The organism is Synechococcus sp. WH 7805 (assembly GCF_000153285.1).
Classification (GTDB): Bacteria; Cyanobacteriota; Cyanobacteriia; order PCC-6307; family Cyanobiaceae; genus Synechococcus_C.
This window is the reverse complement of the sequence record NZ_CH724168.1, coordinates 2,601,343-2,621,166: the sequence shown is the minus strand read 5'-3', so window position 1 is coordinate 2,621,166 and position 19,824 is coordinate 2,601,343. Positions and strand designations below refer to the sequence as shown.

General features: G+C 58.3%; 24 protein-coding genes. 14 read left to right on the top strand and 10 right to left on the bottom strand.

The window, feature by feature from the left end; translation table 11 throughout:
• From WH7805_RS13450 to WH7805_RS13420, 7 genes are all read left to right on the top strand, one after another.
• Nucleotides 1–590 (top strand): sodium:calcium antiporter (locus WH7805_RS13450; protein WP_006043690.1); only part of this gene is annotated, 590 nt, incomplete at its 5' end.
• A gap of 110 nt (nucleotides 591–700) precedes the next feature.
• The gene (locus WH7805_RS13445; RefSeq protein WP_006043689.1) at nucleotides 701–1,201 is read left to right on the top strand and encodes a DUF2231 domain-containing protein; all 501 of its coding nucleotides are present in this window, start codon (nucleotides 701–703) and stop codon (nucleotides 1,199–1,201) included.
• Nucleotides 1,198–1,818, top strand: a complete 621-nt coding sequence (locus WH7805_RS13440) for a DUF2231 domain-containing protein (RefSeq protein ID WP_006043688.1) — start codon at nucleotides 1,198–1,200, stop codon at nucleotides 1,816–1,818. The genes WH7805_RS13445 and WH7805_RS13440 overlap by 4 nt, the downstream gene beginning before the upstream one ends.
• A complete protein-coding gene (locus WH7805_RS13435) occupies nucleotides 1,815–2,750 on the top strand; it encodes a cytochrome c oxidase subunit II (RefSeq protein WP_006043687.1) in 936 nt (311 codons plus the stop codon). The genes WH7805_RS13440 and WH7805_RS13435 overlap by 4 nt, the downstream gene beginning before the upstream one ends.
• Before the next feature lie 3 nt (nucleotides 2,751–2,753).
• Nucleotides 2,754–4,442: a cbb3-type cytochrome c oxidase subunit I gene (locus tag WH7805_RS13430; RefSeq protein ID WP_006043686.1), complete on the top strand. Its 1,689-nt coding sequence runs from the start codon at nucleotides 2,754–2,756 to the stop codon at nucleotides 4,440–4,442.
• 3 nt (nucleotides 4,443–4,445) lie between these two features.
• Nucleotides 4,446–5,042 (top strand): heme-copper oxidase subunit III, encoded by a 597-nt coding sequence (locus WH7805_RS13425; protein WP_006043685.1) that lies wholly within the window; start codon nucleotides 4,446–4,448, stop codon nucleotides 5,040–5,042.
• Nucleotides 5,043–5,046: 4 nt separating this feature from the next.
• Nucleotides 5,047–6,567 carry a GMC oxidoreductase gene (locus WH7805_RS13420; protein ID WP_006043684.1) on the top strand — a complete coding sequence of 507 codons (1,521 nt, stop codon included), beginning with the start codon at nucleotides 5,047–5,049 and terminating at the stop codon, nucleotides 6,565–6,567.
• Here WH7805_RS13420 and WH7805_RS13415 read toward each other — a convergent pair.
• The 6 genes from WH7805_RS13415 to gorA form a co-directional block, all read right to left on the bottom strand.
• On the bottom strand, nucleotides 6,564–7,031 hold the full coding sequence (locus WH7805_RS13415; protein ID WP_006043683.1) for a hypothetical protein: 468 nt from the start codon (nucleotides 7,029–7,031) through the stop codon (nucleotides 6,564–6,566). The genes WH7805_RS13420 and WH7805_RS13415 overlap by 4 nt on opposite strands.
• Nucleotides 7,032–7,100: 69 nt before the next feature.
• A complete protein-coding gene (locus tag WH7805_RS13410) occupies nucleotides 7,101–7,742 on the bottom strand; it encodes a hypothetical protein (protein WP_006043682.1) in 642 nt (213 codons plus the stop codon).
• Nucleotides 7,705–8,064 (bottom strand): hypothetical protein, encoded by a 360-nt coding sequence (locus WH7805_RS13405; RefSeq protein ID WP_006043681.1) that lies wholly within the window; start codon nucleotides 8,062–8,064, stop codon nucleotides 7,705–7,707. Before WH7805_RS13405 ends, WH7805_RS13410 begins: the two co-directional genes overlap by 38 nt.
• Nucleotides 8,061–8,423 (bottom strand): hypothetical protein, encoded by a 363-nt coding sequence (locus tag WH7805_RS13400; RefSeq protein WP_006043680.1) that lies wholly within the window; start codon nucleotides 8,421–8,423, stop codon nucleotides 8,061–8,063. The genes WH7805_RS13405 and WH7805_RS13400 overlap by 4 nt, the downstream gene beginning before the upstream one ends.
• Nucleotides 8,423–8,944 (bottom strand): MotA/TolQ/ExbB proton channel family protein, encoded by a 522-nt coding sequence (locus tag WH7805_RS13395; RefSeq protein WP_006043679.1) that lies wholly within the window; start codon nucleotides 8,942–8,944, stop codon nucleotides 8,423–8,425. The genes WH7805_RS13400 and WH7805_RS13395 overlap by 1 nt, the downstream gene beginning before the upstream one ends.
• Before the next feature lie 101 nt (nucleotides 8,945–9,045).
• Nucleotides 9,046–10,407, bottom strand: a complete 1,362-nt coding sequence (gorA, locus tag WH7805_RS13390) for a glutathione-disulfide reductase (RefSeq protein ID WP_006043678.1) — start codon at nucleotides 10,405–10,407, stop codon at nucleotides 9,046–9,048.
• A 239-nt stretch (nucleotides 10,408–10,646) separates the two neighbouring features.
• Here gorA and WH7805_RS13385 point away from each other — a divergent pair, with 239 nt between their 5' ends.
• Genes WH7805_RS13385 through WH7805_RS13375 form a run of 3 tightly spaced genes read left to right on the top strand, consistent with a single transcriptional unit; the run spans nucleotide 10,647 to nucleotide 12,040 of the window.
• On the top strand, nucleotides 10,647–10,811 hold the full coding sequence (locus tag WH7805_RS13385; RefSeq protein ID WP_232199020.1) for a hypothetical protein: 165 nt from the start codon (nucleotides 10,647–10,649) through the stop codon (nucleotides 10,809–10,811).
• Nucleotides 10,812–10,817: 6 nt separating this feature from the next.
• Nucleotides 10,818–11,342, top strand: coding sequence for a DUF2808 domain-containing protein (locus WH7805_RS13380; protein WP_006043676.1), 525 nt, complete (start codon nucleotides 10,818–10,820; stop codon nucleotides 11,340–11,342).
• 29 nt (nucleotides 11,343–11,371) lie between these two features.
• Nucleotides 11,372–12,040 (top strand): ParB-like protein, encoded by a 669-nt coding sequence (locus WH7805_RS13375; protein ID WP_006043675.1) that lies wholly within the window; start codon nucleotides 11,372–11,374, stop codon nucleotides 12,038–12,040.
• On the opposite strand, the gene dnaA is transcribed toward WH7805_RS13375, so the two are convergent.
• Nucleotides 12,037–13,431, bottom strand: a complete 1,395-nt coding sequence (gene dnaA / locus WH7805_RS13370; RefSeq protein WP_006043674.1) for a chromosomal replication initiator protein DnaA — start codon at nucleotides 13,429–13,431, stop codon at nucleotides 12,037–12,039. The two genes, WH7805_RS13375 and dnaA, sit on opposite strands and share 4 nt — an antisense overlap.
• 88 nt (nucleotides 13,432–13,519) lie before the next feature.
• On the opposite strand from dnaA, the gene WH7805_RS13365 reads away from it, so the two are divergent.
• Genes WH7805_RS13365 through WH7805_RS13355 form a run of 3 tightly spaced genes read left to right on the top strand, consistent with a single transcriptional unit; the run spans nucleotide 13,520 to nucleotide 16,010 of the window.
• A complete protein-coding gene (locus WH7805_RS13365; protein WP_006043673.1) occupies nucleotides 13,520–14,674 on the top strand; it encodes a trypsin-like peptidase domain-containing protein in 1,155 nt (384 codons plus the stop codon).
• A complete protein-coding gene (locus WH7805_RS13360) occupies nucleotides 14,671–15,312 on the top strand; it encodes a TIGR04282 family arsenosugar biosynthesis glycosyltransferase (protein ID WP_006043672.1) in 642 nt (213 codons plus the stop codon). Before WH7805_RS13365 ends, WH7805_RS13360 begins: the two co-directional genes overlap by 4 nt.
• Complete coding sequence (locus tag WH7805_RS13355; protein ID WP_006043671.1) at nucleotides 15,309–16,010, top strand: TIGR04283 family arsenosugar biosynthesis glycosyltransferase; 702 nt, start codon at nucleotides 15,309–15,311, stop codon at nucleotides 16,008–16,010. Before WH7805_RS13360 ends, WH7805_RS13355 begins: the two co-directional genes overlap by 4 nt.
• Here the strand turns inward: WH7805_RS13355 and WH7805_RS13350 are convergent.
• A complete protein-coding gene (locus WH7805_RS13350) occupies nucleotides 16,007–16,510 on the bottom strand; it encodes a GNAT family N-acetyltransferase (protein ID WP_038005557.1) in 504 nt (167 codons plus the stop codon). The two genes, WH7805_RS13355 and WH7805_RS13350, sit on opposite strands and share 4 nt — an antisense overlap.
• A gap of 79 nt (nucleotides 16,511–16,589) precedes the next feature.
• Here WH7805_RS13350 and WH7805_RS13345 point away from each other — a divergent pair, with 79 nt between their 5' ends.
• On the top strand, nucleotides 16,590–17,345 hold the full coding sequence (locus WH7805_RS13345; protein WP_006043669.1) for an alpha/beta fold hydrolase: 756 nt from the start codon (nucleotides 16,590–16,592) through the stop codon (nucleotides 17,343–17,345).
• On the opposite strand, the gene WH7805_RS13340 is transcribed toward WH7805_RS13345, so the two are convergent.
• Nucleotides 17,318–19,147: an ABC transporter ATP-binding protein gene (locus WH7805_RS13340; RefSeq protein WP_006043668.1), complete on the bottom strand. Its 1,830-nt coding sequence runs from the start codon at nucleotides 19,145–19,147 to the stop codon at nucleotides 17,318–17,320. The two genes, WH7805_RS13345 and WH7805_RS13340, sit on opposite strands and share 28 nt — an antisense overlap.
• On the bottom strand, nucleotides 19,147–19,800 hold the full coding sequence (gene hisG, locus WH7805_RS13335; protein ID WP_038005555.1) for an ATP phosphoribosyltransferase: 654 nt from the start codon (nucleotides 19,798–19,800) through the stop codon (nucleotides 19,147–19,149). The genes WH7805_RS13340 and hisG overlap by 1 nt, the downstream gene beginning before the upstream one ends.
• Nucleotides 19,801–19,824 lie beyond the last annotated feature (24 nt).

The window sequence follows — 19,824 nt, the reverse complement described above, 5'->3', positions numbered from 1 at the left end:
AGAACGCAGCGAGCGGGGGTTGGATCCTTGCGGTTCTGCGGTTGATCGGAGGTATCGGCATCCTCACCATCGGATCCCGTGTGTTGGTCAGCGGCGCCACTGAAGCTGCCACCTATCTGGGGGTCAGTGAGGCGGTGATCGGTCTGACGATCGTTTCCGCAGGAACCTCGATGCCGGAATTGATCACCTCCCTGGTGGCCGCCCTGCGCGGCCGCACTGATCTGGCCATCGGCAACGTGGTGGGCAGCTGCCTGCTGAACCTTCTGCTGGTGCTGGGCGGTGGAGCCTTGGCTGCCGCTGGCCGCGGCCTGGACGTCAGCCCCGAACTGATTCAGGACGACCTGCCGGTGATGTTGCTGACCAGCCTGGCCTGCTTGCCGATCTTCTGGACGCGCGGTCGGATCAGCCGACTGGAAGGTGGACTGTTGCTGGGTTTGTACATCTTGTACATCGTTGACAACGTTCTTCCGAGAACAACTCTCGCCAGTTGGTCAGACGAATTCCGGCTGTTGATGCTCTGCCTGGTGCTACCGGTCGTGATGATTGTGATCATGACTCAGGCCTTGGTGTTCTGGAGAACCAAGTCCTAACAGCATTCAATTTCGGCCTTTGATGGCTCGGATGAAGTTGTATTTCCACACCCAGTGCTGACCATCTGATCCACCGTGGTCATCCTTGGAGGGTGTCGATCGGCTTGCCGATGCTCGGGCTGCTACCACCACTCAACGACAAAAATCTTCCCTGGCTGGATGTCATTCATCCAATCGTTGTTCACTTCGTGATCTCGATGGCACTGATTACAGTCGTTTTCGACGTCATCGGAGTGATCACAAAAAAGAAAAACCTGTTCGAAGTCAGCTTCTGGAATCTGATTGTCGCGACTATTGCAATCTTTGTAGCGATTATCTTCGGACAAATTGAGGCTGGGCTCGCCAATCCTTACGGAGCCTCGCGCGACATTCTTAATTACCACAGCACGCTCGGTTGGTCCCTGGCTGGAGTCCTGTCGTTGCTCACCGGATGGCGCTATGTAGCTCGCCAAAAAGATGCGACTGCGTTGCCGAAAGGCTTTCTAGCGATTGACTTCGTATTGGCCGGTCTGGTCTTCACCCAGGTTTATCTCGGAGACAAACTCGTGTGGGTTTACGGGCTCCACACTGTGCCTGTGGTGGAAGCAATCCGCAATGGGGTGGTGTCATGACTCTTCTTTCCGCGATTGCGTCGCCGATCAACGACATCGCCGACTCCCTTGGCGCTAACGATCTTCCCTACGCGATTCCCCTTCACCCCAACTTGGTGCATCTCACCATCGGGCTGTTCTCGATCGGGATCGCCTTCGACTTCGCTGGCGCGTTTTATCCCTTGGAGAAACGGGTCTTCCGCTTTCTCGCCCTGCCAGTGACCCGCAGTGGATTCCATGATGTGGGCTGGTACAACCTGGTGGCCTGCAGCGGGATCAGCTTCTTCACCGTGGCTGCCGGCTTTTACGAAATGCTGTTGGCGGTGCCCCTGCCAGGCGTCCGCAGCATTCTCGGCCAGACCGCCATCGACACCATGCTCTGGCATGCCATCGGTGGTGTTGCCATCCTGATGGTGATCGTCGCCATGACTGTCTGGCGCGGCTATCAACGCTTTGTCTGGCGCAAGGATCTCGGCCGTCAGGTGACATGGCTGTATTTGCTCTGTGGAGCCTCGATGCTGATGGTGATGGGCCTACACGGAAGCCTCGGCGCCTGGCTCGCCAGCGACTTCGGAGTGCATATCACCGCGGATCAGCTTTTGGCCGCCGGCGCTGATCTGAATGAGGTGCTGCCATGACGACCACTTCACCGAAGAAAAGCCCCAACATTGGCGCGATCGTGATCATCGTTGTCGCGGTTGTGCTCAATCTGGTGATCGCCAAGCTGATGGCCACTTGGTCCTACAGCTGGTTCCCGCCGCAAGCCTCGACGGCAGCGCCTTACGTCGACGATCTGTTCGCGCTTGAAACGGGGATCGGCTCCTTCATCTTCTTCGGCTGCACAGGCGTGATGGGCTGGGTCCTGCTGTTCAATCGGGCCGGCAAATATGACGAAAGCGACGGTGCGCCGATTGAAGGCAATACCAAACTTGAGATCACCTGGACCGTGATTCCCCTGCTTCTGGTGTTCACCATCGCCTTCTATTCCATGAAGGTGAATGACACCCTTAACACCTTGGGGCCCAAGCAGAAGTACTCCCTCGGGACCGATACCCGTGAGCTGATTACGGCCGATCCCATCGCTCAGGTGGGACCGATTCAAGTGATCGCTCGCCAATGGAGCTGGGAATTCATCTATCCCAACGGCGTTCGCAGTTCAGAACTGCACCTCCCCATCGATCAGCGCGTCAACCTGCAGCTGCAATCTGAGGACGTCATTCACAGCTTTTATGTACCGGCCTTCCGATTGAAGCAAGACATCGTTCCTGGCAGCCTGATCTCCTACAGCCTCACGCCAACCAGGCAGGGGCGCTTCCGACTGCGCGACGCCATGTTCAGTGGCGCCTACATGTCGGTGAATCAATCCAACGTGATCGTCGAATCAGAGGAGGCGTACTCCGATTGGCTGAAGCGTTCGGCGCAGCAAGCTCTCCAACCCGGCCTCGACCCAGGCCGCACGCTTTACGACCGCCGCATCGCCCGCGGGAACAAGGGCTGGGGCACGGTGCCACCGGCACCACCTCCGTTAGTGAATGACCCTGGCGATCCCTCAATCCCCCACGACGCCTGAGCCATGAGCACCACCAACTACGACCCCCGCATCCTCAAGGCGCCCCATCCCGTACCCGGTGCACCGGACAACTGGAAGCGCTTTTTCAGCTTCAACACCGATGCCAAGGTGATCGGGATTCAGTACATCGCCACCGCGTTGTTCTTCCTACTGGTAGGAGGCTTACTGGCGATGATCGTACGTGGTGAGCTGATCACACCTCCGGCTGATCTGGTGGATCCCAGCGTCTACAACGGCCTCTACACCATGCATGGAACAGTGATGCTGTTCCTGTTTCTCTTCCCGATCCTCAACGGCTTCAACAACCTGTTGATTCCCACGATGATCGGGGCACCCGACATGGCGTTTCCAAAACTGAACGCTGCCGCCTTTTGGCTGGTGCCGGTCTTCGCCGTGGTGCTGATGGGCAGCTTCTTCGCCCCTGGAGGACCAGCCTCATCAGGTTGGTGGTCCTACCCACCGATGAGCATTCAAAACCCTCTGGGGCACTTCATCAACGGACAGTTTCTCTGGATCCTGGCGGTGGCTCTGTCGGGCATTTCCTCAATCATGGGCGCCGTCAACTTCGTGACGACGATCATCCGCATGCGGGCCCCCGGCATGGGCTTCTTCAAAATGCCGATCTTCGTTTGGACAGCCTGGGCCGCCCAGACGATTCAACTGGTGGGCCTGCCGGCACTGACCGGAGGAGCTGTGATGCTGTTGTTTGATCTCAGCTTCGGCACCACGTTCTTCCGACCGGAGGGCGGAGGCGATCCGGTGCTGTTCCAGCACTTCTTCTGGTTCTATTCGCACCCGGCTGTTTACGTGCTGGTGCTGCCGGTGTTTGGCATCTTCTCTGAGCTGTTTCCTGTCTATGCCCGCAAGCCTCTCTTCGGCTATCGGTTCGTGGCCATCGCCTCCTTCGGCATCACCTTCCTCAGCCTGATTGTGTGGGTGCACCACATGTTTTATTCCGGCACACCGATGTGGATGCGCAATTTATTCATGGCCACCACAATGCTGATCGCTGTGCCCACCGGCGTCAAAGTATTCGCCTGGCTTGGAACTCTCTGGAAAGGCAATCTGAGACTGAACACTCCGATGTTGTTCTGTCTCGGTGGGCTGTTCAACTTCATCTTCGCCGGAATCACTGGAGTGATGTTGGCCACCGTTCCAATCGATGTGCACGTTGGCAACACCTACTTCGTGGTGGCCCACTTCCACTACGTGATCTTCAACACGATCGGCTTCGGAGTTTTCGCAGGGATCTATCACTGGTTTCCGAAATTCACTGGCCGCATGTATTACGAAGGTCTGGGCAAGGTGCACTTCGCTCTCACCTTCATCGGCGCCACACTCAACTGGCTGCCGTTGCATTGGGCCGGTCTGCTCGGCATGCCCCGCCGTGTGGCCTCCTATGACCCCGAATTCGCAATCTGGAATGTCATCGCCAGCATTGGTGCCTTCATGCTCGGCGTCGCCTCGATCCCCTTCATCCTCAACATGGTGAGTTCCTGGGCCCGGGGGCCGAAGGCTCCCCCCAATCCCTGGCGAGCCATTGGTTTGGAATGGCTTTTGCCCTCCCCGCCACCTGCTGAGAACTTCGAAGACGACATCCCCACAGTGATCAGTGAGCCCTACGGCTATGGCCTGGGCCATCCCCTCGTCGAGGACGAGGAGTTCTACGTTCGCCGCTCCCTGGAGGCCTGATCGATGACCAGCGTCAATCCCGATTTGCAGCTCCATCACACCCCTGGCCATGTGAAGCACGACGGTCACAACATGACTGGTTTCGTGATCTTCCTCTGTTCCGAGAGTGTGATCTTTCTGGCTTTCTTCGCCGGGTATGCGTTGCTCAAGCTCACGGCACCCCAATGGCTCCCCGATGGCGTTGAGGGACTAGAGGTGCGCATGCCTCTGATCAACACGGTGGTGTTGGTGAGTTCAAGCTTCGTGGCTTACTTCGCTGAGCGTTACCTCCATCACCGCAACCTCTGGGGCTTCCGTGCGGTTTGGCTCCTCACCATGGCGATGGGCTCCTACTTCGTTTACGGGCAGTACCTCGAATGGTCCGAACTCACCTTCAGCCTCAGCAGCGGTGTGTTCGGAGGAATGTTCTATCTGCTCACCGGATTTCATGGCCTTCATGTGATCACCGGCATCCTGCTGATGGGTTTGATGCTGGCCCGGTCGTTCCGTCCTGGTAATTACGACAAAGGCGAAATGGGCGTCGCTTCAGTGAGCCTGTTCTGGCACTTCGTCGATGTGATCTGGATCATTCTTTTCCTTCTTATCTACGTTTGGCAGTAATCCCATGATCATCGACGATCGCCATTACGACATCATTGTCATCGGCAGTGGCGCCGGCGGAGGAACCCTGGCGGGAGCTCTAAGCAGGCAAGGTCGCTGTGTGCTTCTGCTTGAACGCGGAGAGGCCATGGCCCTGAGTGATCAGAACGTGGCCGATGTTGATCTCTTTCGCAAAGACCGTTATCACCCACGCAACGAGCGCTGGTTCGGACCGGATGGCGACCCGATCGCCCCACAGACCACCTACGCCCTAGGCGGCAACACCAAAATCTGGGGAGCCGTTCTCGAGCGCATGCGCGAGAAGGACTTCGAAGACCTCCCACTTCAGGACGGCATCTCCCCTCGCTGGCCCTTCAATTACGAGCACCTGGCTCCTTTTTACGACGAGGCCGAAAGCCTGTATCAAGTGCACGGCAAATCGGGCGTGGATCCAACGGAACCGACCCGCAGCGACGACTTCAGCTACGCACCCAAACCGTTGATGCCTTTCCTTGAGCCCTTGCGTGAAAGTCTCAAGCGCCAAGGTTGTCAACCCTATGACTTGCCCTTGAGCTGGTCGAGCAGTCAGGAAGACCCCAGCGGAGACTCCCAGCTGTACGGCCTAGACAACGCCGACCCAGAGAAACTGGAGGTGCGATCGATGGCCCGGGTGTTACGACTCCACGTGAATCCAAGCGGCCGCGAAGTGAAGGCTGTTGAAGCCGATGTAGCCGGTGAAACCTGGTTGTTCTCAGCTGATGTTGTTGTGCTTGCCGCTGGGGCGATCAATACAGCGGCAATCCTGCTGCGCTCCAGCAGTGAAAAGCATCCCCGAGGTCTCAACAACGGGTCTGATCAGGTGGGCCGCAATCTGATGAATCTTCAGCTCACCTCGATTCTCCAGCTGGCAGCTGAACCGAACAATGGTCGCTATGCCCGATCGCTTGGCGTGAACGACTACTACTGGGGAGACAAGAATGTGAGCTTTCCACTGGGTCACATCCAGACGGCTGGTGGTGTTTTGCAGGATGCCCTGTTCGCCGAATCACCACCGGTGCTGTCTCTCGTCAGCAAATTGATCCCTGATTTCGGCTTGGAACGCCTGGCATCCCGGTCAGTGGCCTGGTGGGCCATGACGGAAGTGCTTCCCGACCCCCACAACAAAGTGTGGCTGAACAACGATCAGATCCGCATTAATTATCTGCATAACAATCGCGAAGCCCACGATCGCCTCGTTTATCGATGGATCGACACCTTGAAGGCCGTTGAATCGGATCCCATCACCAAGGTGGTGACCAAAGCACCGACGCACCCTCGTGGAGAAGCTCCATTGAGCGTGGTGGGCTATGCCTGCGGCACTTGCCGCATGGGTGAAGATCCAGCTGCGTCAGTGGTCGATGGTGATGGCCGTTGCCACGAACTTGACAATCTCTACATTGCCGATTCCAGCGTGTTTCCCAGCTGCCCAAGCGTCGGCCCTGGACTCACCACCATCGCCTTAGCTCTTCGCATGGCCGGTGCCCTCAAGCAACGATTCGATGCCTAGCGGGGCAGGAAAAACGCCCGAATCTTGCCAATAGGCCCGCGCGTGTTGTTGTCAATCAGCGCGCCACTAATTAGGCCACCTGCAATCAGCGAGTTGGGAATAATTCTGGAAGCCAAGCGAGCTTCCAGCTCCCCATTCACTTCCTCTTCCGGATAAAAACTGAGCACGGCCATCACCTCCCGATCATCCATGCCGTGGCGCACCAATGGCGTCAGCAAAGCATCAGGGAGGAATCCCTTTCCTCCAAAGCCGAAGCGGTGCTGGATGGCGTGAAAAAACTCGTGGCGGGCCACTTCGCCCAGGGATCGCTGCCCCTGCATCGCATGCTCTGCACAGAGGCTCACCTGCTGATGATCAGGATCAAAGCTACCCAGGTAATGCGCCTTGGCCTCACAACCTTCCCCACCGGTCACAGTGCTGACGCCTGCGAGAGAGGCGAGAAACACCAGAACAAACAACGGCATCAATCATTAACTATTCCTTAACTTCTATTCTTATGGCCCTTAACCCTCTTCTCAAGCAAGAATTACTACTCAATCCAAGGATCGACGAGCGATCCACACGGCCTCATCCCTGGCGCGAAGTAGAAACTCGGCGTCTGGTGATGTGATCACAAGAGCGTTCAGCTGCAACGTGGTTCGAGGACGGAAGGAATCCAGCGGCACCTCTCGCACCTGTGAATCTTCAGGAAACGCACCGAACTCATCGGGCCAGCTCTCGACGGGATCACCCTCTTCCCAGAGGGAGCTGACCTGTTGAACCTCCAGAGGCGGCAAAAACGCCATCGTGCTTTGAGAAGCCAACGCCCCCGTCGCAACAGACGGATTCGTACGGTCTTCCTGATCAGCTTTCGTCCTTGGATCGCAGTTTTGAACCTGCTTTTCCCCAGATGGAGCATCCAGGAGATCCGGTGCAGGTGGCGGGGGCAACGTTTCACTCAAGCGCAGGCCAACCGAGGCCACAGGTTGAGTCTGGGCCACTCGCCTGCTCAGACGCACCAGTTCCCGGGAGTTGTCGATCACTTGCGGGGGCCCGGATTCCACCGTCGTTCGCGGCGCCAGCACCGTGCTGGTACCAATCACAACGGCATGGCCAGCAACGGCGACGCCCACCGGCAACGCAACCATGGCGAGACCGTCAGGAACGCGTCGGCGCAGGGAGTTGAAGATCCACATCGAGGGAGCTGGAATTGAAGAAAGGAATCAGGTCTTGCACCACACCCCAAGACACCTGGGGCGCCAGAGACAAACGGATGCGAGTACCCGGATCAAGACGATTCAGACGAGCGATCAAAGCAGGCAGCATCAATGGCTCAATCGGTTGATTCCAGAGACGCAGTCCGCCATCGGCCTCAAGATGGATCACGATCACGCCGTCACTGGCCGCCTGTTGTTGCTGCCACTGGGGGAGCAGCAACAGTGCTGTCGCGGCGAGAGCGATGCAAAGGGAGACCACTGAGCAGCCAAGCGCACGACGCTGGGCGAGAGGCAATGTCATGGAGCCATCACCTCTGGCACACCCTGCAAACTGACGGGGATCGATGACTGGCGTCTAAGCCAGGCAAGGTCAGACACGACAGCCGATACCGGTCGGGCGCTTGAGGGAAGCAGCACCAGTTCATCTGGCGTGTCCTCACTCAGATCGAGCTGCCGGCTGAGCACCGCAGCTGACATGGGTTGTCCATTGAGATACCAACTACCACCGAGAGATCGGACCACGAGCCAACGCGTCCGTGACGAAGCTCCAGACATCTGCCGCGATTCCAACGAAGGAGTCTGTTGCACCAAAAACGGAAAGGATGCCAGGAACGTCATCAGCGACAGAACAATCACACTGAACGAGAGCACGAGAGGCATCAGATCAGGCCAGAACGACGTTCCAAGCAACGATCGGAGACAGCATTGAGAACCACCTGGGCACGAAGACGATTCAGGCGTTGCACCAAAAGGGCCAGAACCGCAATCAAAAGGCCGAGAACCGTGCCGATGAGCACCTGGCCATACCCAGCGACCAGTTCGTTTCCTTGGGAAGGAAGCGTGAGTCCTGGTCCAAGCGCTTGAAGCAACTGCATCAAGCCGATCACTGTGGCCAGCAGCCCCAGCAGCGGCCCAAGAACCATGCAGAGTTCCAGCGCACCATCCCAGCGACAGAGCTTTCGCTCAAGACGCGCCAGAAGCAAATGCTGACGCAGTGATGCTTCCGATGGATTGAGTTGATCCAGTTCAGGCAACGAAAGCTCGGGACTGAGAAGATCGCCGTGGCTCCATTGCCACCAGAAACGCAACCGCTCCACTCCGATCGATGCAACAGCAACGGAGACCAGCATCAAAGGAACGATCAACATCCCTCCACGACGCAGGGCCTCAAGAGTCAGCACCGCTTGACAAAAAACACTTTCGGCAAAGTAGTGCGTCTTCCGCAGCCCCGCTGTCACGTGGAACCTTGACAGCGATTGGCCAGACGATCTCTAGGCCATCGCTAGGCCATGGTGACAAATTCCTCTGACACCGTGGGATGGAGAGCCATGGTGCGATCAAAGTCCGCCTTGGTAGCGCCCATCCCCACAGCAATCGCCGCCATCTGAATGATTTCAGCGGCATGATCTCCCACCATGTGACAGCCCAGCACCTTGTCCGTGTCGGCCTCAATCACCAGCTTGAGCAGAGTGCGCGGACCACGCTTGGGAAGTGCCTGCGCCATGGATCGGAACCGCGCCCTCTGGATCACAACAGCGTCAGCACCCAATCGACTGATGGCGGCTTCTTCGGAAAGACCGACGGTGGCCAGCTCAGGCTGACTAAACACCGCGCTCGCCACAAGGTCATGATTCACCTGGCGAGGTCGGCCACCAAACTCAGTATCAGCAAAGGCTCTGCCCTCATCCACCGCCACCGGGGTGAGGCAGATGCGATCGGTCACGTCGCCCACAGCGAAGATATGAGAAGTGCTGGTGCGCTGGTCAGCATCCACCGCCAGCTTCCTGCCGTCACTGCGGAGACCAGCTGCTTCCAGGTTCAAGCCCTGCAGAAAAGGCTGACGCCCGGTCGCCAGAAGCACGCCTCCGGCAGGGATCCGATCTCCTTGATCCGTGATGAGAACAAGATCACCGGGCGCGCCTTCGATGGCCGCAGGACTGGTGGATAAACGCAGATCCACCCCCTTCTCGATCATTCCTTCCTGAACCGCAGCGGCGAGTTCCCGGTCGAAACCACGCAACAGGCCGTCGCTCCTTACAAGCTGGGTAACGGCGATGCCAAGTCCACGGAGGATGCAAGCGAACTCGCAGGCGATGAAACCGGCTCCTACCACCACCACGTGGTCTGGGAACCTGTCGAGGAGAAACATGTCGTCACTCACCCAACCCAGCTCTGCACCTGGAATCGCAGGGCGCCTGGGACGCCCTCCCACGGCGATAAGAATGCGGCCGGCATTCAAAACCTTCAAAGCTTCGCCTCCGGGTTTGGAGGAAACAGCAATGCGGTGGTCATCTTCAAAACGACCCCAGCCTTGGATCAGGGTGACTCCCGCTTTCTCGAGGAGGTTCACATGCAGAGCATTCAATCGGTCCACTTCGGCCCGCACCGCCTTCAGAAGCACATGGGTGTTGATCGTCGCCGGCGGAACATCAACGCCGTAGCTCGGTGCATCAGCCAAGTGCTCTGATACCTGAGAGCCGTACACAAGCAGTTTCTTCGGAACACACCCACGGATGACGCAGGTCCCGCCGACCTTGTCGCCTTCAACGAGAGCGACACGTGCGCCATAGGCCGAGGCTCGCTTGGCAGCGGCGAGACCGCCTGAGCCGGCGCCGATCACCACGAGATCAAAATTCTGGTCCACCGGAACACCTCGATCAGGTCCATTCTGATCAAAAGCTGCAACTGCTCCTGTCCCTGATCCTGCTAAGCCGATGTGCGCCGGAACACGGCATGGACGTAAAGGCTTGATTATGGTCCGAGTAAGACCCAAGCCAGGGTTGTTTGATATTTGCTCAAGACACCATGAGCTCTAAGCGTTTTCGCAGAGTCCACCCCCCCGACAGCTTTGCTCTCCAAGCCGATCAGCGCAGGGAGCTGGTCATGATCATCACCAAAGATGATATGAACCAGAGGCTGAAAGAGCTCGCTCAAGAAGGCAAGCGCGATGATTGTCTTGCCTTGATGCGAGAACTTGGGGATTGGCAAGGCAGTTCCAAGCCGTCTGAGGTGCTCTTCGCCCCCTACCTTCGAAGACCAGAACTCTGATCATTGATGAGTCTGATCTACTCCGCTCTGACGGCGGCGCTGATGCTTGTCGCCATCCCAGCAAGAGCCCTAGAAATCAACGGTCAGACCAGTTTTGTCGCGGTACCAACCAAAGCTCGTCTTGTGAATTACCAGTGGTACGCCTTTGAAGGGCGCGCCACTTACTACGTTGTTCTCGACTTTCCTCAAGGTGCCGAAGCGGGACTTGGAGGAATCAGCCTCGAACAAATCCGAGGCGTACAGCCTGCTTTCCAGTACGGGGCTGTCCCAGTTAGAGCATTCCTCGGAACTCCGCGCAAAGAAGGCCGAAACATTCCCACGGCCGCCGAGTTCAGCATCGAGTCCCGCACCGTCAACGTTCAATTCAAAGAACCTGTCGAACCAGGGAACACGGTGACAGTCGCCTTCAAAGCTGGAACCAATCCACCTGCAGACCTCTACACCTTCACACTGGCAGCGATTCCTTTTGGACCGAGTCCCATCCCACAAGTTGTCGGGGTAATACAGATGGATATTCACACTCCCTATTGAGCCAACTCTCCTCATAAGATTTCCTGGCAATGGTGAGGGATTTCCTGCAACTTCCTCGATACGACTCCATCCCTGATCACGACAAAAACCACCCTCTTTTTGAGGTCAAGGTCAATGATCTACAGCCCACGCAGATGTGCGTGGGCCTCACAGAGGTATGGAGCCGGCAGCAAGATTTCCACGACCAGAGCCCCAAAGACAGACTGCGTTATCTCCGCGGAAAACCTGTTCCACTGGTCCGCAACCGCCGAGGGCAGCTTTGGATGGTGGATCGTCACCACAGACTTCGTGCGCTTCTCGAACTTGACCGGAGCGTTACGTCCTTCGGCTATGTAATTGCCGAGCTTGAGAGCGAATCGAGGGAATCGGCACTCGAGGCTCTCCAGAAGCGCGGCTGGCTTTACCTGTTTGACGGTCGGGGTAATGGCCCGAAGCCTGCGACGGAACTTCCCCACACCCTCCTCGGCCTGCAGGACGATCCCTACAGAAGCCTGGTATGGAAACTGAAAAAAGAAGGATTGATCAAACCACAACCCCTGATTCCTTACCACGAGTTCCGTTGGGGAAGCTGGTTGCGAACCAGGCCTCTGCCTCCATTCAGCTCCGCGCGTTTGGAGCCCGCATTACCGGCGGCGCGATGTTTGGCCCGGTCAGCCGCCGCTCGACATCTTGCAGGCTGGAGAGGAGGCGCTGATTAACGCTTCCGGCGGGAGTCAATCTGAAGAAGATCCTTCACCTTCTGCACCTGACTGGCCAATTGCGGGTCGCTCGACAATTTCTTCTCGACCTGTTCGATGGCATACATCACCGTTGTGTGATCTTTCCCCCCGAAGGTGTCGCCGATGCGCGGAAGGCTGAGACCTGTCCCTTGTCGCATCAGAAACATGCCAACCTGCCGGGCCTGACTGACAGCTCGTCGACGGCTGCTGCTGCGCATGTCATCGCAGCTCACTCCGAACACCTCGGACACCTTGTCGATGACCTGTTGCGGGGTGACCTCCACGCCTTGGCCACTGGGATCAAGCATGGGAGCAACCGATTCCACCGTCATTGGCAACCCAGTGATGGAGGCGAAAGCGACAGCCCTCGTCAGTGCACCTTCCAGCTCCCGAATATTGGACGTGAAACGTCCGGAGATGTACTGAATGAGATCCCTGGGCAGGGCCACCCGCTCCTGTTCCGCTTTCTTCTGAAGGATGGCCATCCGTGTTTCCAGATCCGGTGCCTGGATGTCGGCAATCAACCCCATGGAAAATCGGGAGATCAAACGCTCCTGAAGCCTGGGGATTTGACTGGGAGGCCGATCGCTGGCAATCACGATCTGACGGCCTGCTTCATGGAGCGCGTTGAAGGTGTGGAAGAACTCTTCTTGGGTGTATTCCTTGCCCTCGATGAACTGGATGTCATCCACCAAGATCAAATCAGCAGCCCGATATCTGTCACGGAACGCCTGCATTCCGTCTCTGCGGATCGCCAGGATTAGATCATTCGTGAAACTTTCAGTGGAAACATAAAAGACCCGCGCCTCGGGATCGATTTCGAGCCGATAGTGGCCGATGGCCTGCATCAGATGCGTTTTGCCGAGCCCGACACCGCCGCAGATGAACAGCGGATTGAATTCCCGTCCCGGTGCTTCGGCCACTGCCAGAGCCGCGGCATGGGCCATCCGGCTGTTCGGACCCACCACGAAGCGGTTGAACACGTAGCGCATGTTCAAGCCGGGGAGACGGCGTGGTGCCTTCGAAGCCTTCGGCAGCGCCTCGACCGTGGGAGGCGACGGGGCTGACTCGGCAGTCACTGCGGTCGTTTGGCTGTTTGGGCTGCCACCACGGGGCTCAACGTCCCGGGCCTCAACCATCACAAGGACGGGACGACCAACGATCTCACCAGCGACATCGGCAATCGTGCCGGCGTAGTTCTTGCGCAGCCAGTTACTCGCGAAGCTGTTGGGCGCCAGCAGAGTGAGCGTTCCATCCGTGAAAGCGCTGCATTGGGCTGGCCGGATCCAGGTCTCGAACGTGGGCTTGCTGAGGTTGCTCTGAAGGGTCTGCTGAACCTTGCTCCAAAGTTCACTTCCCGTCAGATCCACACCTCTCCTGCCTCGCGGAATTGAATCTACGCACTCTCCGTCGATCAATCGGTCTTTAATGAGGCACTGACAACAACACTCTCTCTTCATGGCTCCCGCCATTAAGCGCTCCAGGCAGCCAATCCTCGCCACGCTGACCCTCGGCCTCCTGAGCACCGGTCTCAGCAGCTGCGATGGCTCGTGGCGGCAGCGCATTGGCCTTGAGACGAAGCCTGTTGCAGAGCCGATGCCAGAGGTCAGTGACGGCCCCCGGTCAGCACCGCTCAAGCCGGGAGAGAACGTGATCGTTGAGGCGGTGGACCGGGTGGGCCCTGCGGTGGTTCGCATCGACACCCTGAAACGGGTGGCCAGTCCACTCGGAAATTTATTCGGCGGCCGAGCCCCCATCCAGAGGCAGGCTGGCCAGGGCTCCGGCTTCATTACCCGATCAGACGGATTGATCTTCACCAACGCCCACGTGGTTGAAGGCGCTGATCAGGTGTCGGTCACCTTGCCCGATGGACGCAGTTTCAGTGGTCGTGTTCTCGGGGGAGACCCGTTGACGGATGTGGCCGTCGTCCGCGTCGTGGCCGACAAACTGCCGGTAGCGCCGTTAGGGAATTCCAATGACCTCAAACCCGGGGAATGGGCCATTGCGATCGGCAACCCCCTTGGACTCAACAACACGGTGACAGCAGGCATCATCAGTGCCGTTGACCGGACCAATGCTGTTGGTGAAGGACAGCGAGTCCCCTACATCCAAACGGATGCAGCGGTGAACCCTGGCAATAGTGGTGGTCCGCTGATCAATGCCTCAGGCCAGGTGATCGGCATCAACACGGCTATCCGGCAGGCACCGGGGGCTGGCCTGAGCTTCGCGATCCCCATCAATCTGGCCAAAAGGATCGCCCAGCAGATCGTCAGTACCGGACAGGCCTCTCATCCGTTCATCGGCGTGAGGCTGCAGAGCCTCACGCCTCAGCTGGCTAAAGAGATCAATGCCACGATCGACCTTTGCAAGGTCCCTGAGCTCAACGGCGTGCTTGTGATCGAAGTTGTGCAAAACAGCCCTGCAGCAAAAGCTGGAATCAAGCCGTGTGACCTGATTCGGAATGTCAACAGCACAGAGGTTCAGGATCCTTCCCAGGTCCAGTTGGCCGTTGACCGTGGTCGCGTGGGTGAAGCGATGCCGATCGTGGTGGAGCGAGATGGGCAACGCCTCGACCTCACCGTGACACCCGAGGAACTACCCAGACAACAATGAGCCATCAGGGTGAATCCGGAGCTCTGCCTGTCCTGATCGTGATGACCCGCTGGCCTGCCAGCGGGCGCTGCAAACAACGCCTAGCCCAAAGCCTTGGGAAGGCTTCAGCTGCGGGCATTCAGGCCCGTTTGATCAGTCACACGCTGGCCGTGGCGGAAAGCCTCGCGCAAAACAGGGTTCTGGACGTAAGGATCGCTGTGAGTGGAGCTGGTCCCAAAGCCTGTCGGCGCTGGCTTTCCCCTCAGCAGGGTGTGTCGGTGAACGCCCAGAGTCGCGGTGGCCTGGGGACCCGTCTCTGTCATGAAGTGCTCAGAGCCCGGGCCCACCGCCCCCCCACTTCGGTGATCCTGATCGGCACGGATCTGCCCGATCTTCATCAGCAGGATCTACTCACAGCGATCGACAGACTGAACCATTCACCGTTGGTGATCGGTCCATCGCCTGATGGGGGGTACTGGCTCATCGGCCTGGCTGCGGAGGAAGACCCTCACTGGCCCTTTCATTCCATTCCGTGGGGAACGGATGCGGTCTGCAGGCTCACCGTCGAGAGAGCCCGGCGTCTGGGCCGGACCCCGGAGTTCCTGAGCTGGCGCAATGACATCGATACGATCGGCGACCTGAGTGGTTGGCTGGCATGAACCAGGCGATCCCATTCCTGAGTGTGGTGATTCCTTGCCTGAATGAGCGCGACAGGCTGCCGTTGTTATTGGCCGATCTCCATCAGGGACGTGGCGATCTCGAACTGGTGATCGCGGACGGGGGCAGCATCGATGGCAGCCCTGCGATCGCTCGGCTCAGCGGAGCCCAGGTCATCACTGTGGAACCGGCTGGTCGAGGCCGCCAGCTTGCCAAAGGCGCCCGTCATGCATCCGGGTCGTGGTTGCTGTTTCTTCACGCTGACAGTCGGCTGCCGAAGACCTGGGCCGAACACATCCGCACGGTTCTTCTCTCACCGCAGGCAGCGGCATCCGCCTGGTATTTCGATCTCCACATCGATCCTGAAACCCCGATGAGGCACATCCTGGGGAAAGCTGTCGCCCTTCGCAGCCGATGGCTGCAAAGGCCTTACGGGGACCAGGGACTTCTCCTGCATCAGACTCTCTACGAACGCTCTGGGGGATTCGCCGAAGTCCCGTTGATGGAAGACCTCGACCTGGTGGAACGACTGAGCAGGATCGCCATGTTGCGCCCACTGCATATCCCTTTGACCACGGACGGACGTCGCTGGGAGCGTTGCGGTGTGCTCCAGCGCTGCTTGCAAAATTTCAGGCTCAAGCGGAGATGGAAACAAGGTGTTTCCCTGGAAACGCTGGCCCGCGACTACTACACCTCCTAGCTGGCGTACCAGAAGCCGCAACGATGACCGGCAGGCTCCAGATCCCATCCCAACCGCTGGTAGAACGGCAACACCCCAGGATCAGCGAAAAGAGTGGCGCGCTCTGTGCCCATCGTGCGCAAGCAATCGAGGATGTAATCCATGAGCTGCTTGCCGAGGCCTGCCCCCTGGTAGAGGGGATGCACAGCCACATCCCAGATGGTGGCCTCAAGCACTCCATCCCCAGTGCAGCGCGCAAATCCAACCAAGCGAGGAATCCGCGCGTCATGACGCCACAGACCAACCCGCAGAAGGCTGTGATCAAGGGCCTTGCGAACTCTGCGCACTGGCCGTCGGCTCCAACCCACCGCTTCCAGAAGCTGCTCCAGCTCCACCAGATCGAACGCCCGGTGCTGACTGAACACCAGAGTCAGCTGCTCGTTGGGAGACATGCACAGCTTGGCCTGTTCGCCGTACATGGCCTGCAGAGTTTCCGGTTGAAGGGAGGAACCGCTGATCACCGACCTGTGCTGCTTTGGAGTGATCCTGACGCACCGGAGGCCCAGAAGACGGCAGGCTGGTCGGGCCACTGACGCTCTGATGAACGACTCTCCCCTGCTGATCGCGGTGCATGGCTGGATGCTGAGCCGACAGGTCTGGGAACCGTTTGTGAAGACCTGGGAACAGCGAGGCATCCCTGTCAGCTTGTGGTGTCTGGACCTGCCTGGCTTCGGAGACCGGATCCGCCCAAAGACCCTTCTGCCAACACTGGCGGCCTACGGACGTTGGTTGGCCACTCAGGCTCTGGATCGAGCAGCAGGTCGACCCTTCATTCTCATGGGGCATTCCCTGGGAGGGAGCGTTGTGCTTCACGCGGAAGCCGAACTGCGCAGAAACGCCAAGTCAGGCTTGTGTGGCCTTGTTTGCGTGGCGGCGGGGGGAGGAATTTATCAGCCCAAACCCTTCCGGCAACTGCGCTCGATCGGACGACTCGTGATCAACATGCGACCGGAGGGCCTGCACCGGCTACCGCCGCCCCTGGGGCGCCTGGGTCCTCTACGAGCCGAGAGTCGAGCTGCCCGGGGGCTTCTAGTGAACAGCACCAGCAGGGGAGCTGTTCGTCAACTGCCGGGGATGGTGGCACGGCTTGCGGTGAACAGCCTGTGGATCAGTGGTGAGCGAGATCAGGTGATGGAACCTGGCTATGTGCGCCACCTGGCGGGATACAGCTCCGGGCATGACTATCGGGAAATCACGAACTGCGGACATCTGCCGATGCGGGAGCAACCGGAGGCGTTATGTACTGAGATTGAGACGTGGCTGATCGCTCAGAGCCTGGCCAGACCACGTTCCTGAAGTTCAGCCAGTTCGGCGTACAACCCCCCTTGAGCTCGAAGCTGGAGATGGCTGCCCTGCTCGATCAGACGACCACGGCGTAACACCAGAATGCGGTCTGCCGCCTCCACGGTGGCCAAACGGTGCGCAATCACCACAGCTGTTCGTCGTTCCAGAAGCCGATCCAGATCGCGTTGAAGCGTGGCTTCGGTTGAGGGGTCGAGAAACGCAGTGGCTTCATCCATCACCAACACAGTGGGATTGCGAATGGCCACCCTGGCAACAGCCAACAGCTGTCTCTCTCCTGAACTGAGATTCCCCCCCCGTTCCCGGAGTTCAGTATCGAGTCCCTCCGGCAGGCGATTGAGAAGGCCACTGAGACCAAGATCCCTGCAGATATCCTCCAGCTTCTGATCAGCAATGTTCTGATCGAGCCGAAGATTGTCAGCGATGCTGCCGCTGAAGAGAAAGGTGTCCTGCAGAACCACTCCGAGCTGATGACGCAAATCGGAGAGGGAGAGGGTGCGGATGTCTTGGCCATCCAGCAGGATCCTCCCCCGCTGGGGTTCATAAAGACGGCACAGCAAACGGATCACCGTGGTTTTTCCAGAGCCGGTTGGGCCGACCAACGCCACATGCTCCCCGGGTGCAATGCGGAAACTGAGGTCTTCAAGGATCGGTTCGTCAGGGCGATAAGCGAAATGCACGTTGTCGAACACCACCTCCCCCCGAGGCGTCTGGATGAGTTGGAGTGGTTTGGTCGTGATGGATTGCTGAACGCCATCCGCAGCGATGGGTTGCTTCTGGATCTCAAGGGGCTCTTCGAGCAGCTCACCGATGCGCTCCACCGCCGTCAACCCGCCCTGAATCTGTGTAAAACGTTCCGCCATCTGGCGAAGAGGATCAAACAACCGCTGGGAATAAAGAATGAATGTGGTGAGCGTGCCCAGCCCCATGGCACCAGCCGTGACCATCCATCCACCCAGAGCGAGAACAATGGCGACGGCACCCAGCGACACCCATTCCAGAAATGCGGAAATGCTGCTGTCGTAAAAGATCGTTCCATTCACAGCCTTTCTGTACGCCAAACCAGTGGTTTCAAACCGGGAACCGTTGAAGGCTTCCCTGCGATACATCTGAACGACTTCCAAGCCCTGAAGATTTTCCTGAAACTCAGCATTGAGTTGTGAGAGCTCTTCTCGCACTCTGTAATTCGCCTTCCTGTAACGACGCTGAAGCCAGAGGATGAACAAAGTGACCGGAACCTGCGTGACGAGGAGGAGCAACCCCAGCCGCCACTCGATCAACACCATTGAAATGGCGATCACTGTGAGTGAAACCAGATCTCCGAGCACACCCACGGCACCACTGCCGAAAACTTCAGCCAAAGCGTCAACATCACTGGTCAGTCTGGTGAGAAGCTTTCCCACAGGCATCCGATCATGGAACCGGAGCGAGAGATCCATGGCGTGTGAGAACAAATCACGCCGGATTCGTGCCGTCAGACGCTGGCCAACAATTTGAATATTGAGCGATTGATAACCCTGCAGGGCCAAACGCAGCAAGACAGATAACAACAACGTGCCGATAATCAGACGGATGGCCACTGAGCTGTCGAGACCCTGGAGAGCTGGAAGGACCGACTCATTCGTGGCACCAGCCACTGTGCGAAGCACAGAAATCGCCTGACCCACAAGAAGCGGCTGGATAGCGCCAGCCAGAGCCAAAGGCACCAGCAGCGTCAGCGTGAGCAGGAGTCGGCGACGGTCACGTCCGAGGTAGCGGCCGAGCCTGCGGATTCGTTGCAGATCCGAACCCGCCATCAGCTCACGCCCACTGCATCGTGCCGGGAGCCCTGCATGACATCAACGATGCCCTGAAGTTCTCCCTGATCCAGACGCAAGGCAAGCGGATGACCGACAAGACGAGCCGTTGTATGAAACAAATCCTCGATGGCCACGAGCCCGTTGTCACGCAACGTTCGGCCTGTAGCCACCAAGTCCACGATGGCTTCAGCAATCCCTGTGATCGGTCCAAGTTCCACTGACCCGGAGAGATGAATGAGCTCAACCGGAAGGTCAATGGAATCGAAATATTGACGCGCGCATCGGGTGAACTTGCTAGCCACCCTGCAATGCGGAGGGAGATCCGTTGCTCTTGTGTAACCGCTTGAGCTCTTCACGGCCACAGACATCCTGCAGCCTCCGAAACCGAGATCCACGAGATGGGCAACCGGCATTTGGTGTTCGCGCAACACGTCGTAACCCACAATTCCAAGCTGGGCCTGTCCATAAGCCACGTAAACAGGCACATCTCCGTTGCGCACGAGCAGGGCTCTGGCCCGTCCGCAGGTGGAGGGAACCATCAACTGGCGGTTGTCCGGATCAAGCACCGCTGAAAAGTCCAGACCGGCCAAGCGGAATCGTTCCACGGAATCCCGCAACAGCGCGCCCTTGGCCAATGCAACGGTGATCATGGACTTCTGCAACATTTCGGACTT

What these genes read in the sequence shown, in the direction of transcription:
- WH7805_RS13430 (WP_006043686.1), top strand. Translation starts at nt 2,754, where the DNA reads ATGAGCACCACCAACTACGACCCCCGCATCCTCAAGGCGCCCCATCCC.
- WH7805_RS13385 (WP_232199020.1), top strand. Translation starts at nt 10,647, where the DNA reads ATGATCATCACCAAAGATGATATGAACCAGAGGCTGAAAGAGCTCGCT.
- WH7805_RS13445 (WP_006043689.1), top strand. Translation starts at nt 701, where the DNA reads ATGCTCGGGCTGCTACCACCACTCAACGACAAAAATCTTCCCTGGCTG.
- WH7805_RS13420 (WP_006043684.1), top strand. Translation starts at nt 5,047, where the DNA reads ATGATCATCGACGATCGCCATTACGACATCATTGTCATCGGCAGTGGC.
- WH7805_RS13415 (WP_006043683.1), bottom strand. Translation starts at nt 7,031, where the DNA reads ATGCCGTTGTTTGTTCTGGTGTTTCTCGCCTCTCTCGCAGGCGTCAGC.
- WH7805_RS13345 (WP_006043669.1), top strand. Translation starts at nt 16,590, where the DNA reads ATGAACGACTCTCCCCTGCTGATCGCGGTGCATGGCTGGATGCTGAGC.
- WH7805_RS13405 (WP_006043681.1), bottom strand. Translation starts at nt 8,064, where the DNA reads ATGACATTGCCTCTCGCCCAGCGTCGTGCGCTTGGCTGCTCAGTGGTC.
- WH7805_RS13340 (WP_006043668.1), bottom strand. Translation starts at nt 19,147, where the DNA reads ATGGCGGGTTCGGATCTGCAACGAATCCGCAGGCTCGGCCGCTACCTC.
- WH7805_RS13400 (WP_006043680.1), bottom strand. Translation starts at nt 8,423, where the DNA reads ATGCCTCTCGTGCTCTCGTTCAGTGTGATTGTTCTGTCGCTGATGACG.
- WH7805_RS13410 (WP_006043682.1), bottom strand. Translation starts at nt 7,742, where the DNA reads ATGTGGATCTTCAACTCCCTGCGCCGACGCGTTCCTGACGGTCTCGCC.
- WH7805_RS13360 (WP_006043672.1), top strand. Translation starts at nt 14,671, where the DNA reads ATGAGCCATCAGGGTGAATCCGGAGCTCTGCCTGTCCTGATCGTGATG.
- WH7805_RS13380 (WP_006043676.1), top strand. Translation starts at nt 10,818, where the DNA reads ATGAGTCTGATCTACTCCGCTCTGACGGCGGCGCTGATGCTTGTCGCC.
- WH7805_RS13435 (WP_006043687.1), top strand. Translation starts at nt 1,815, where the DNA reads ATGACGACCACTTCACCGAAGAAAAGCCCCAACATTGGCGCGATCGTG.
- WH7805_RS13375 (WP_006043675.1), top strand. Translation starts at nt 11,372, where the DNA reads ATGGTGAGGGATTTCCTGCAACTTCCTCGATACGACTCCATCCCTGAT.
- WH7805_RS13365 (WP_006043673.1), top strand. Translation starts at nt 13,520, where the DNA reads ATGGCTCCCGCCATTAAGCGCTCCAGGCAGCCAATCCTCGCCACGCTG.
- WH7805_RS13355 (WP_006043671.1), top strand. Translation starts at nt 15,309, where the DNA reads ATGAACCAGGCGATCCCATTCCTGAGTGTGGTGATTCCTTGCCTGAAT.
- WH7805_RS13425 (WP_006043685.1), top strand. Translation starts at nt 4,446, where the DNA reads ATGACCAGCGTCAATCCCGATTTGCAGCTCCATCACACCCCTGGCCAT.
- WH7805_RS13440 (WP_006043688.1), top strand. Translation starts at nt 1,198, where the DNA reads ATGACTCTTCTTTCCGCGATTGCGTCGCCGATCAACGACATCGCCGAC.
- hisG (WP_038005555.1), bottom strand. Translation starts at nt 19,800, where the DNA reads ATGATCACCGTTGCATTGGCCAAGGGCGCGCTGTTGCGGGATTCCGTG.